Here is a 12,652-nt window from a genome sequence, read left to right as displayed (position 1 = left end):
CGCCGCCACGAGCACGGGCCGCCCCGGCAAGGCGGGGGCGGCCCGGTCGGCAAAGGCGCCGAGGCGTCGTCCTTCTCCGGTCAGCGGCGGCCGCGGGCACCCTCTCGCTTGGCTGCCCGAGGGGCCGGCTCCAAGATCGCGACCGACTCGATGTGGTGTGTGTTCGGGAAGAGGTCGAACGAGCGCAACGACCGGAGCTTGAAGCCCGCGGCCGCGAAGTAGGCCACGTCGCGGGCCAGGGCGGCGGGGTCGCAGGCGACGTAGGCGACCCGGCGCGGGGTCAGGCGCGCGATGCGCTCGACGACCGCCTTGCCCGCGCCCGCGCGCGGCGGGTCCAGGACCACGATGTCGGCGCGGCGCAGGAAGCCGGGTCGGCTCAGCACCTTCTCCACCGTGCCGACCTCGAAGCGCGCGCCCGGCACGTCCCGCAGGTTGTGGATCGCGTCCTCGACCGCCTGCCTGGAGCTCTCGATGCCGATGATCGTGTCGCTGTCCGCGAGCCGCTCGGAGAGGGCGCCCGCGAACAGCCCGACGCCGCAGTACAGGTCGAGCGCCAGATCGCCCGGCCGCGGCTCCAGGCCCTCGAGGACGGCCGCCACGAGCACGTCGGCCGCGGCCGGGTGCACCTGCCAGAAGCCGCCGCCCGACACCTTCCAGGTCCGTCCCGCGGCCACCTCGCGCACCGCGGGCCGACCGTGCACCTTGCGTACCCGGCCCTTGTCGTCGGCCCGGAACACCGACACGGCCCGGTTCAGCTCGACGATCGGCATGCGCCCGTCCGCGCCCTCGGCCGGCACCACGGTGACCGCGCGGTCCAGCGAGCCGGTCGCGGAGACCGCCTCGATCGACGCCACGCCGGGCCACTCGTGCGCCTCGATGCCCAACTCCTCGACACCGGGCGCCGCGATCGGGCACGCGTCGATCGGCTGGACGTCGTGCGAGCGGTGCTTGCGCAGTCCCGCCCGGCCCGTCGCCGGGTCCACCGCGAACTGCACCCGCGTGCGCCATCCCAGGCCCTCGGGCTGCCCCGGCGGGCTGTCCACGGCCTCCACCTCGACCTGTACGTCGACCTTGCCGAGCCGCAGCAGCTGCTCGGCGACCACATCGCCCTTGAGTCGACGCTGCGCGGCGGGCGTGGCGTGCTGCCAGTCGCAACCGCCGCACATGCCGGGCCCGGCCACCGGGCACGCGGGCGTGATGCGATCCGGCGACGCCTGCAACACCTCGACCACGTCTGCGCGCAGGAAACGCGACGTCGGCCCGCCGTCGGTGATCTCCACGACGGCCCGCTCGCCCGGAAGGCCGTGCCGAACGAAGATCACACGGCCCTCGTGGCGAGCGACGCAGTGCCCACCGTGAGCAACCGGGCCGATCTCGACCTCGTACCGCTCACCCCGCAGGGACTGGTCCGACTCGGGGGTGGTGGATCCGACAGACACGACACTCCTCGCACAGCTCGTAGCACAGCTCGTACAACGTCGACGCAAACAGTCGATGAAAACAACGGGCAACAGACGAAAACCAGGGGCCGAACGCAACCGACGCACGACAAGGGGCCTCGGATGCCCGCGGCCGACCACGCCCAGGCGCACGCACCGACACGACGACGACACAAAGAAAGCGCCTCACGGAGGTGGGCGCGGCTTCCAGGGTAGTCCCTACCCGAAGAACCCGCGCCCACCGTCACCACACACCGTCACGACCCGCCCGAACTCAGGACGCCCCCGCCCCGGACCCGGACCCCGAGCCCGACCCCGAACCAGACCCGTTCCCGGGCCCACCCCGCTTCCCATCCCCACCCCGAGGCGTCCGCGCAGGCCCCCGCCGCACCGACCCCGGCGCCACCCAGGCCTTCGGCTCCTTCAGCCGCTCGGACGACTCCAGCTGCCACGGCACCGAGGTGACCATGACCCCCGGCGTGAACAACAACCGCCCCTTGAGCCGCAGCGCACTCTGGTTGTGCAGGATCTGCTCGTACCAGCGGCCGACCACGTACTCCGGGATGTACACGTTCACCACATCGCGCGGACTGGACCGACGCACCGACTTCACGTACTCGATCACCGGCCGGGTGATCTCCCGATACGGCGAGTCGAGCACCTTGAGCGGCACCTCTATCCCACGCTCGTCCCACTCCCGCCGCAGCGCCTCGGTCTCGGCCGGGTCCACGTTGACCGTGACCGCCTCGACCACGTTCGGCCGCGAGTAGCGCGCGTACGCCAGCGCCCGCAGCGAGGGCTTGTGCAGCTTGGACACCAGCACGATGGCATGCACCCGCGAGGGCAGCTTGGTGTCGTCCATCTCCACGGCCGCCAGCTCCGTGGCCACCCGGTCGTAGTGCCGCCGGATCTGCTTCATCAGCAGGAACAGCACGCCCATCGCGGCGATCGCGATCCAGGCGCCCTGCACGAACTTGGTCACCAGGACGATCACCAGGACCGCGCCGGTCATGCACAGGCCGAAGGCGTTGATCACCCGGCTGCGCATCATCCGCCGGCGCTCGGCCGGTTCGGTCTCGGTCTTCAGGTGCCGGGTCCAGTGCCGGATCATGCCCGCCTGGCTCATCGTGAAGGACACGAAGACGCCGACCACGTACAGCTGGATCAGCTTGGTGGGCTCGGCCTCGAACGCGACGATCAACACGATCGCGAACGCGGCCAGCATGATGATGCCGTTGCTGAACGCGAGGCGGTCGCCGCGCGTGTGCAGCTGCCGCGGCAGGTAGCGGTCCTGGGCCAGGATCGAGCCGAGCACCGGGAAGCCGTTGAACGCGGTGTTCGCGGCCAGGATCAGGATCAGGCCGGTGACCGCGAGTACGAGATAGAACAGCGGCGACGCGAAGGTGCCACCGAAGACCGCGTCGGCGACCTGCGCGACCACGGTCTTTTGTTCATACCCCGCCGGCGCCCCCTGGATCTGGCTCTCCGGGTTCTCCGCGAACCGCACCTTGGTCATGTTGGCCAGCGCCAGCATGCCCATCAGCATGGTCACCGAGATGGTGCCCATCAGCAGCAGCGTGGAGGCCGCGTTCTTGCTCTTGGGCTTGCGGAAGGCCGGTACGCCGTTGCTGATCGCCTCGACACCGGTCAGCGCCGCGCACCCGGAGGAGAAGGTGCGCAGCAGCAGGAACACCAGCGCGAAGCCGCTGAAGCTGTCCTCGGCCTCGATGTGGAACCCGGCGCTCTCGGCCTCCATGGTGGCGCCGGTGGCGGCCCGGATCAGGCCGAACAGCGTCATGCCGAGGATGGCGGCCATGAACGCGTAGGTGGGGACGGCGAAGAGCTTGCCCGACTCGCGGACACCGCGCAGGTTCATCGCCATCAGCAGCAGCACCAGGCCGACCGCCACCAACACCTTGTGCCCCTCGAGCGCGGGCACCGCGGAGGCCATGTTGGCGACGCCCGAGGAGACCGATACCGCCACGGTCAGCACGTAGTCGACCAGGAGCGCGCTGCCGACCGTCAAACCGGCGTTGGGACCGAGGTTGACGTTCGCGACCTCGTAGTCACCGCCGCCACTGGGATAGGCGTGGACGTTCTGGCGGTAGGAGGCCACCACGGTCAGCATGACCACGACGACGGCCAGACCGACCTTCCACGAGAAGTGGTAGGTCGCCATTCCCGCCATGGAAAGGGTGAGCAGGATCTCGTCCGGCGCGTACGCGACGGAGGACAGTGCGTCGGAGGCGAAAATGGGCAGCGCGATGCGCTTCGGCAGGAGCGTCTCGGACAGCTTGTCGCTGCGCAAGGCTCGGCCGACAAGGATGCGCTTGGACAGATCGGTCAGTCTTGACACGCAGGTGATCGTAAGCCCATCGACTTTTGCCGGGCCGGGGGCATGCCGTATGGCGTCCACGTGTAACGTCTCGGCGAGGTCTGCCACCCTGGTAACACCACAAACGAGCATCAGACCGGGCACAACGGACCAAATCCGGAAGGACGGCCGTGCACATCGTCATCATGGGCTGCGGGCGCGTGGGATCCACGCTGGCCCAGACGCTCGAGGAACTGGGGCACTCGGTGGCGGTCATCGACCGCGATCCCTCCGCGTTCCGCCGGCTGGGGTCGCACTTCTCCGGCCGCCGGATCAAGGGCATCGGTTTCGACCAGGACACCCTGCGCGAGGCCGGTATAGAAGAGGCAGGCGCGTTCGCGGCGGTCAGCAGCGGCGACAACTCGAACATCATCGCGGCGCGCGTCGCGCGCGAGACGTTCGGTGTGGAGAACGTGGCCGCGCGCATCTACGACCCGCGCCGGGCAGAGGTGTACGAACGCCTGGGCATCCCCACGGTGGCCACCGTGCGCTGGACCGCCGACCAGATGTTGCGCCGGTTGTTGCCCAGTGGCGCCGAACCGCTGTGGCGCGACCCCTCCGGCAGCGTGCAACTGGCCGAGGTGCACGTGAACGCGGCGTGGGTGGGACACCGCGTCAGCCGGCTCGAACAGGCGTCGGGCGCCCGGATCGCCTTCGTCACCCGTTTGGGCGAGGGCATCCTGCCGACCTCCGAGACCGTGATCCAAGAGGGCGACCTCGTGCACGTGGTCATGCACCAGGCGGATGTGGCCGCCGTCGAGGCGGCCTTCGAGAAAGCACCGGAGGAGGGCTGATGCGGGTCGCAATCGCGGGCGCCGGCGCGGTGGGTCGCTCCATCGCCGCGGAGCTGTTGGAGAACGGCCACGAGGTCCTGCTCGTCGACAAGGCACCGGACGCCATCAAGGTGGACAGTGTGCCGCAGGCCGAGTGGCTGCTCGCCGACGCGTGCGAGATCTCCTCGCTGGACGAGGCCGCGTTGCAGCGCTGCAACGTGGTGATCGCGGCGACCGGCGACGACAAGGTGAACCTGGTCGTGTCGCTGCTGGCCAAGACCGAGTACGGCGTGCCGCGCGTGGTCGCCCGGGTGAACAACCCGAAGAACGAGTGGTTGTTCAACGAGGCGTGGGGCGTGGATGTCGCCGTGTCCACGCCGCGCCTGATGTCGGCCCTGGTCGAGGAGGCGGTCAGCGTCGGCGACCTGGTCCGCCTGATGCGGTTCAGCCAGGGCGACGCCAACCTGGTCGAGCTGACCCTTCCGGGCGACGCCGCCCTCGTCGGCACGCGCGTCGGCGACGTGGCGTGGCCCGAGGACACGGCGCTGGTGACGATCATCCGCGAGGGCCGGGTACTGGTCCCGGGCAAGGACGACTCGCTGGAGGCCGGCGACGAGCTGCTGTTCGTCGCCGCGCCGCACCGCGAAGAGGAGCTGGAGGAGCTGCTGTCGGCCTGACCGACGGCAGTGCCGGCGACCGGCCCCGGTCCGGCGGATCCCGGCGGGGCCGCACCGCCAAGCGCCGCACCTCACCGCACCGGAGAAGCAGCCGCACGCAACCACCCCGCGCCTGCTTCTCCGGCACCCCACGCGGCACGGCACCGGACGCCGCGACCTCATCCCCCGGGATCGGCCCGACAGGGTTCAGGCAGCGACCAGGTCGCCGAGGATGTGGTCCGCCTCCTCGTTGAACGCACGCGCGATCGGTTCCTTCGCGTACGGGCGCAGCCGCCTGCGGAAGTCCGCCAGGAAGTCGTTGCACTGGGCGGACGACAGGTTGCCCGTGATCCGCAGCGCCTCGCCGGCCTTGGCGCACGCCGCGTCGAGATCGCCCTGGGCCAGGTGCGCCGCGGCCATGAACGTGGTGTCCTGCGCACACCGACGGGACGCGCCGGCCCGGCGCAGCTTCATCGACGCGCCCGCGAAGCCGTGGATCTTGTCCGGCAGGCCGAGGTCGCGGTGGCTGTGCGCGAACTCGTGCTGCAACTCGGACTCGTCGAAGTAGTTGCACCACGACGGGTCGTCCTCGACCGCGTTCGCCGCGTCCAGATGCCGTTCGGCCGTCCCCATCGCCCGCTCGCACGCGCGCCGGTCGCCCAGCGCCGCGTAGCCCCGCGCCTCCATCGAGGCCACGATCGCGCGCGCCCGCGGGCCCAGCCGGCTCCCGCCGCCCTGCTCGGCGGCCCGGGCCAGCTGGACCGCCTCCCACCCGTGGCCCAGATACACCGCCTGGCAGGCCATGTTGGCCATCACGTACGCCCCGTACGCCGGGTCGTCGGCCGCCTGGGCCAGCCGCAGCGCCTGGATGTGATAGCGCTGGGCGAGCGCGTGCCGGCCGGAATCGAACGACAACCACCCCGCCAACTCGGTGAGTTCGGCCACCGCCCGGAACAGTCTGCGGCCCACCTCGTCGCCGTAGGAGCCGGCCAGCTTGGTCCGCGCGACGCCGTTGAGGTGGTGGACCACGGTGTCCCGCAAATCCCCGCCGCCCTGGGCGCGGTCGAGTCGGCGAAACGCCAGGACGGTCTGGTGGATGCGTTGTACGTCTGCGTCACGCACCGTGGTGGGGCCGTGCGAGGCAAGCTGCTCGGGCTCGCCCTCGGCCCTGGATGCGGTCGACCAGAACAACGCGGGAGCGGCGAACGCCCCGGCGCCGAAGGTCGTGTTGGCCAGGAAAGTACGGCGGTTCATGTCTCTCTCCGACAATTCGGCCACGGCGTGTCTGACTTCGGCCGCGGTCCGGGCGACGATCAGCCCGTCGAAGGAGTCGGGGGTCGGTGGTCGCCGATCACGCAAGCCGAGGTCCGCGACGGTCAGTTCGCAGCCCAGACGTCGGCCCAGGGCCTCCGCCAACAGCTCGGGAATCGGCCACCGCGGCTGCGCGCCTTCGAGCCATCGGGCCACCGAGGTGTGGCTGCACCCGAGGTGCAGCCCGCGGCGCTCGGCCACCACGTTGACCCAGCGGGCCAGTTCGCGCCGGGAGAGACCGGCTTGTGTCACCAATGCGATGAGGTCACCGTTTCCGGCCACCGTCCCCGCCTCCTTCGTCCACTGGAGGTCTAACGGGACGCTAATCGCACAGTTACGGGATCATGCGGTAATGACTGATTCGACCGCAGTTGGTCCAAATTCTCTGGAATCGACCGGAGTTCTCGACAGGAATGATCACTCAAGCGACCAATTCGGCAAATCTTCCGATAATAAACTCCGACAGCCGGACAACGGTAACCGGAATCGAAGCGGGAACCGGGGTCGAAGCGGAAATCAGCACGCACGCCGCGACGCCCGTCGAGCCACAAGCCGAAAACGCGGTCCGGAAAAACGAGCCGGAACCACAAGCCGAAAATACGAGCGCGCCAGGCCGAAAAGCGAGCCATACGGGCGCGCCAAGCCGAAACGGCGAGCCCGAACGAATGCCGGACCCGCCCCCTCCGGGCTCGTCCCGCCCGGCCCCCGCTCAGTCCGCGACGCGGTCTTCCCGCCGCTCGTCGCGCTGCTCCACCACCGCAGCCGCGCCCGACTCCACGCCGGCGGCGCGCTCCCCCTCCGCACCCTCGTCCTCGTCCTCCTCGTCGGCGACCTTCACCGGCGCCGGAGCCTTGGACATGATCAGCCAGGTGATGTAGCAGGCCACCAGGAACGGCGGCACACCCAGCGCGACCTTCGCGATGCCCAGAGCCGTGACGTTGCCCGTCCAGTAGATCGGGATCTGGATCACGATGCGCAGCACGAACATGACGAACCAGACCCAGGTGGCCTTGCGGTACGCCGCGTAGCGGGCCGGGATCCGCCGCCAGGTGAAGTTCTCGCCCAGCATCGGGCCGAGCACGACGCCGATGATCGGCCAGCGGACCAGGATCGAGATCAGGTAGGCGAGCGCGTAGCCGCCCGACAACAACATCCCGAACGCGTAGAAGTTCTCCGCCTTGCCGGACTTCACCGCGATCCAGCCGGCCAGCGCGACGCCCAGGAAGCCGCCGAGCGCGTGCTGCAGGGTCTCCCGGCGGATGATCCGCACCACCGCGAACACCAGTGCGACACCACCGGCGGTCATCGCCGCCGTCCAGGTGGACCGACTGATCGTGTAGGCGATCACGAAGACCAGCCCCGGCACGGTCATGTCGATCATGCCCCGCACACCGCCGAAGGCGGCGATCATCGAGGCCGCGCTGTCGGTGGGGGCCGGGCGGTCGCCGGGCACGTCGGAAGCGGGTTTATCCATGGAGGCGGTCACTCGTTCACTCTCGGCCGACGGGGCGCAGTTCATACCTGGGGTTGAACAGAACGGGCCGCCCCTGAGTGGTGCTGACCCGACCGTGGGCGACCAGCTGCCGCCCCGGCTCGATCCCGGCTATTCGCCGCCGACCCAACCAGACCACCGACAACGCGCCCGATCCGTCGTAGATCTCCGCCTCGAGCGCGGGTACGCCCGCCCTCGGCCGGAAGGTCACCGTGCGCAGCGTGCCGCCGACCGTGATCAGATCCCGCTCGACCACGTCCACGATCTTCGTGCAGCCGAGCCGCTGGGTGTCGTGCAGCAGCTCCTCGGCGTGCAACTCCTCGTGGGTCGACGTCCATCGATCCAACATCCGCCGCAATCGCCCGGATCTACGCTCCACGCCGGCTGCGCTACCACTCATGCCGGCAAGGGTACCGCCTATCCCACGGCCCTCCGAGGTCCGAAACCTCCCACCCACCATCGGCCCCCACGGCCCGACCGACACCACCGGCCCCGGACCGCGCCGCCGCGTCGCGCCCGAGGTCCACGAACCGCACCGCGCCGGGCGACGCGCGACCCTAACCCTCGAACCGATAGCCCATCCCGGGCTCGGTCAGCAGATGCCTGGGGTGCGACGGGTCGTGCTCCAGCTTGCGCCGCAGCTGCGCCATGTAGACCCGCAGATAGTTCGTCTCCGTCCCGTACTGCGGCCCCCACACCTCCTGCAACAGCGCCCGCTGGCTGACCAGCCGGCCCGCGTGCCGGACCAGCACCTCCAGCAGATGCCACTCGGTCGGCGTCAGTCGCACGTCCGCGCCGTCGCGCGAGACCCGCTTGGCCGCGAGGTCCACCGTGAAGGAGTCGGTGACCACGACCGGCGCCTCCTCCTCCGGCACCGCGCGCCGCACCGCCGCCCGCAGCCGGGCCAGCAGCTCGTCCATCCCGAAGGGCTTCGTCACATAGTCGTCCGCGCCCGCGTCCAGGGCCGCGACCTTCTCGGCCGAGGCGTGCCGCGCGGACAGCACGATGATCGGGATCCTGGTCCACCCGCGCAGACCCTTGATCACCTCGACCCCGTCGATGTCCGGCAGCCCCAGGTCCAGCAGCACCACGTCCGGATGCCGGTCCGCGGCGGCGGTCAGCGCCGCCGTACCGTCGCCCGCGGTGTCCACGTCGTAGCCGCGGGCCTTGAGGTTGATGGCCAGGGCCCGCACGATCTGCGGCTCGTCGTCGACGACCAGGACCCGTGTCATCGTTGTTCCTCCCAAGTGGTTCGTTCCTCGGCCGCGGGGGTGGATCCCGCGACCGCGCCGCCGGCCGGCGATCCGGCCGTGCGCAGCGCCAGCACCATCGTCAAGCCGCCACCGGGGGTGTCCTCCGCGGTCAGTGTGCCGTCCATGGCCTCCGCGAAGCCGCGGGCGACCGCGAGCCCGAGCCCGACCCCGTTGCCCTTCGGCGCGTCGCCCAGGCGTTGGAACGGTTCGAAGATCCGCCCCTTCGACTCGTCCGGCACCCCTGGGCCGCGGTCGGCCACCCGCAGTTCGACCCGGTCCCTGAGCGCGCCGGCCGACACGTGTACCCGGCGGCCCGGCGGGTTGTGCTTGACCGCGTTCTCGATCACGTTGGCCAGTACCCGCTCCAACAGCCCCGCGTCCGCGCACACCGCCGGCAGCGTCTCGGGGATGTCCAGCGCCACCCGCTCCTCGGCCACCCCGGCCAGCGCGCCCGGTACCACCTCGTCCAGACCGACATCGCCCATCAGCGGGGTGACCGTACCCGTCTGCAACCGGCTCATGTCGAGCAGGTTGCCGATCAGCGTGTCCAGCCGATCGGCGCCGAACTCGATCGCCGCGAGCAGCTCCGCCTCGTCCTCCTCCGACCAGCTCACGTCCTCGGCCCGCAGGCTGGACACGCTCGCCTTGATCGTGGCCAGCGGGGTGCGCAGGTCGTGGGAGACGGCGGCGAGCAGCGCGGTGCGGATCCGGTTGCCCTCCTTGAGCTGCCGCGCCTGCGCCGCCTCCGCGACCAGCTTCCGGCGCTCCAGGACCACCGCGGCCTGCGCCGCGAACGCCCCGAGCACCCGCCGGTCCTCGGCCGGCAACACCCGCCCGGACAGGGCGAGCGCGAGCGAGTCGGACACCGGCACGTCCACGTCGGCGTCGTCGGGCCTGATCGCGGGATGCGGTCCCACGCTGCCGACGCACGACCACGGGCTGCGGTGTTCCTCGCGTTGGAGCAGCGCGACCGACTCCATCCCGAACGTCTCGCGCACCCGGTCGAGCAGCGCCGGCAGCGCCTGCTCGCCGCGCAGCACGCTGCCCGCCAGAAAGCTCAGGGTCTGTGCCTCGGCCTGGCTGCGCGCGGCCTGGTGGGTACGCCTGGCCGCGAGGTCCACCACCGAGGCCACCGACAGCGCGACCAGCACGAAGATGCCGAGCGCGAGCATGTTCTCCGGGTCGGCGATGGTCAGGTTGTGCAGCGGCGGCGTGAAGTAGTAGTTGAGCAGGACCGAGGACACCACGGCGGTCAGGATCGAGGCCCACAGGCCGCCGATGAGGGCGACCGCGACGGTGACCGTCAGGAACAGCAACATCTCGGTGGACAACCCGTGGCTGCCGCGCGTCGCGTCCAGGACGAAGGTGAGCGCGACCGGCCCGATCACCGTCACCGCCCACGACGCGATCCGCCTGCCGCGCCCCAGGGGTGAGCGCAGCGGGCGCAGCACCCGCCCCACGCCCGCGTGTTCGTGGGTGACGATGTGCGTGTCGATGTCGCCGGACTGCGCGGCGACGGTGGCGCCCACGCCGGGGCCGAACAGGTACTGCCAGGGTTTGCGCCGGCTGCTGCCGAGCACGATCTGCGTCGCGTTGACGCCGCGCGCGAAGGACAGCAGCGCGGTGGGCACGTTCTCGCCGACCACCGAGTGGAAGGTGCCGCCGAGCGACTCGACCAGCGCACGCTGTCGGGCCAGCGCCTCCGGGGAGGCGCCGGTGAGGCCGTCGCTGCGCGAGACGTAGACGGCGAGCAGTTCGCCGCCGGAGCCGCGGGTGGCGATCCGTGCGGCGCGACGCAGCAGCGTCTCGCCCTCGGGGCCGCCGGTCAGGCCGACCACGATGCGCTCGCGCGCCGGCCAGGTCGCGTCGATCTGGTGTTCGCTGCGGTACTGCTGGAGGTATTCGTCCACCCGGTCCGCGGTCCACAGCAGCGCCAACTCGCGCAGCGCGGTCAGGTTGCCGACCCGGAAGTAGTTGGACAGCGCCGCGTCGACCTTCTCCGGCGCGTACACGTTGCCGTGTGCCATTCGCCGGCGCAGTGCCTCCGGCGCCATGTCGACCAGTTCGATCTGGTCGGCCCGGCGGACCACCTCGTCGGGCACGGTCTCGCGCTGGGGCACGCCCGTGATCGACTCGACCACGTCGTTGAGCGATTCGAGGTGCTGCACGTTGACCGTGGAGATCACGTCGATCCCCGCGTCGAGGATTTCCTCGATGTCCTGCCAGCGCTTCTCGTTGCGCGAACCGGGCACGTTGGTGTGCGCGAGTTCGTCGACGAGGGCGATTTTCGGCCGCCGGGTGATCACCGCGTCCACGTCCATCTCGGTGAACGAGCCGCCTCGGTGGACCATGTCCCGCCGGGGGACCACCTCCAGACCCTGAAGTGCCTCCTCGGTGCTGGGTCGGCCGTGGCATTCCACGAAACCAACCACGACGTCGCTGCCGCGCCTGCGCCGACGCTGCCCCTCGCCCAACATCGCGTAGGTCTTGCCGACGCCGGGCGCCGCACCGAGATAGATCCGGAGCTTGCCGCGTGCCATGACATCCATTCTCTGTCTCGGGTCGGAGGGTGCCGACACCGGCACGCTCCGACCCGCGAACATCGTGACCGCCCCGTCAGCGGGCGAGCTTGGCGAGGGCGATGTTGAGCTCCAGCACGTTCACCCGCTCCTGGCCGAGGAAGCCGATGTTACGTCCGTCCTCGTGCTTGTCGACCAGCGCGCGCACCTTGGCAACGTCCAGGTTGCCGCGCTCCTTGGCCACCCGCTCGACCTGGATCAGCGCGTACGCCCTGGAGATGTGCGGGTCCAGGCCGGATCCGCTCGCGGTGACCGCGTCCACGGGGACCCGGTCCTCGCCGACGCCGTTGAACTTGGCCACCTGTGCCTTGCGGTCGGCGACGAGCTTGACGAAGGTCGGGTTCTCGGGGCCGTAGTTGGACGCGCCCGAGCCGAGGCCGTCGTAGTTCGCGGCCGACGGACGCGGCTGGAACCACTTCGGGTCGGGCAGCGTACCGACGCCCGCCGCCTGCTCGGCGGTCAGCGCGCCGCCGCCTTGGAGGTAGGTGTATCCGGCGCCGTCCGCCGTCGCCAGCACCTCGCGGCCGTCCGCGTCGAACTTGCGCGGGTTGCCCTGGGCGTCGACGAGGTCGAAGGACTGGCCGATCAGGCTGGAGCCGACGTCCTTGCCGTTGACGCTGACCATCGAGCCGTCGGCGTTGTCCTTGAACAGCGCCTGGGCGATCCCGGTCATCGACAGCGGATACAGGATGCCCAGGAGCACGGTGAGGACGAGGAAGGCGCGCAGGGCCGCGCCCAGGACGCGGATGCGGGTACTGAAGTTGGTGGCCATCTG

The 12,652-nt window shown here is 70.6% G+C and carries 10 protein-coding genes; 2 read left to right on the top strand and 8 right to left on the bottom strand.

The annotated features are described in order from the left end of the window. Nucleotides 1–80: 80 nt before the first annotated feature. Both ACH4XV_RS11315 and ACH4XV_RS11310 read right to left on the bottom strand, forming a co-directional pair. Complete coding sequence (locus tag ACH4XV_RS11315) at nucleotides 81–1,439, bottom strand: class I SAM-dependent RNA methyltransferase (RefSeq protein WP_395788559.1); 1,359 nt, start codon at nucleotides 1,437–1,439, stop codon at nucleotides 81–83. Nucleotides 1,440–1,713: 274 nt separating this feature from the next. Beyond that, nucleotides 1,714–3,795 (bottom strand): APC family permease, encoded by a 2,082-nt coding sequence (locus tag ACH4XV_RS11310; protein WP_395788557.1) that lies wholly within the window; start codon nucleotides 3,793–3,795, stop codon nucleotides 1,714–1,716. A 149-nt stretch (nucleotides 3,796–3,944) separates the two neighbouring features. Here ACH4XV_RS11310 and ACH4XV_RS11305 point away from each other — a divergent pair, with 149 nt between their 5' ends. Beyond that, complete coding sequence (locus ACH4XV_RS11305) at nucleotides 3,945–4,607, top strand: potassium channel family protein (protein ID WP_395788555.1); 663 nt, start codon at nucleotides 3,945–3,947, stop codon at nucleotides 4,605–4,607. After that, on the top strand, nucleotides 4,607–5,263 hold the full coding sequence (locus tag ACH4XV_RS11300; RefSeq protein WP_078974936.1) for a TrkA family potassium uptake protein: 657 nt from the start codon (nucleotides 4,607–4,609) through the stop codon (nucleotides 5,261–5,263). The genes ACH4XV_RS11305 and ACH4XV_RS11300 overlap by 1 nt, the downstream gene beginning before the upstream one ends. A 186-nt stretch (nucleotides 5,264–5,449) precedes the next feature. Here the strand turns inward: ACH4XV_RS11300 and ACH4XV_RS11295 are convergent, their stop codons facing one another. The 6 genes from ACH4XV_RS11295 to ACH4XV_RS11270 form a co-directional block, all read right to left on the bottom strand. Then, nucleotides 5,450–6,835 carry a transcriptional regulator gene (locus ACH4XV_RS11295; protein WP_395788553.1) on the bottom strand — a complete coding sequence of 462 codons (1,386 nt, stop codon included), beginning with the start codon at nucleotides 6,833–6,835 and terminating at the stop codon, nucleotides 5,450–5,452. A 427-nt stretch (nucleotides 6,836–7,262) separates the two neighbouring features. Continuing rightward, on the bottom strand, nucleotides 7,263–8,027 hold the full coding sequence (locus ACH4XV_RS11290) for a DUF3159 domain-containing protein (protein WP_395788551.1): 765 nt from the start codon (nucleotides 8,025–8,027) through the stop codon (nucleotides 7,263–7,265). 16 nt (nucleotides 8,028–8,043) lie between these two features. Beyond that, nucleotides 8,044–8,445: an OB-fold nucleic acid binding domain-containing protein gene (locus ACH4XV_RS11285; RefSeq protein WP_078974939.1), complete on the bottom strand. Its 402-nt coding sequence runs from the start codon at nucleotides 8,443–8,445 to the stop codon at nucleotides 8,044–8,046. Nucleotides 8,446–8,602: 157 nt separating this feature from the next. Continuing rightward, nucleotides 8,603–9,277, bottom strand: coding sequence for a response regulator (locus ACH4XV_RS11280; protein ID WP_078974940.1), 675 nt, complete (start codon nucleotides 9,275–9,277; stop codon nucleotides 8,603–8,605). Next, complete coding sequence (locus ACH4XV_RS11275) at nucleotides 9,274–11,838, bottom strand: DUF4118 domain-containing protein (RefSeq protein WP_395788548.1); 2,565 nt, start codon at nucleotides 11,836–11,838, stop codon at nucleotides 9,274–9,276. The genes ACH4XV_RS11280 and ACH4XV_RS11275 overlap by 4 nt, the downstream gene beginning before the upstream one ends. A 76-nt stretch (nucleotides 11,839–11,914) precedes the next feature. Next, nucleotides 11,915–12,649, bottom strand: coding sequence for a potassium-transporting ATPase subunit C (locus ACH4XV_RS11270; protein ID WP_379996108.1), 735 nt, complete (start codon nucleotides 12,647–12,649; stop codon nucleotides 11,915–11,917). Nucleotides 12,650–12,652 lie beyond the last annotated feature (3 nt).

Origin of the sequence: Embleya sp. NPDC020630 (assembly GCF_044334985.1) — a bacterium.
GTDB lineage: Bacteria > Actinomycetota > Actinomycetes > Streptomycetales > Streptomycetaceae > Embleya.
Note: the sequence above shows the minus strand (reverse complement) of the source record. Positions and strands in the feature narration are given on the sequence as shown.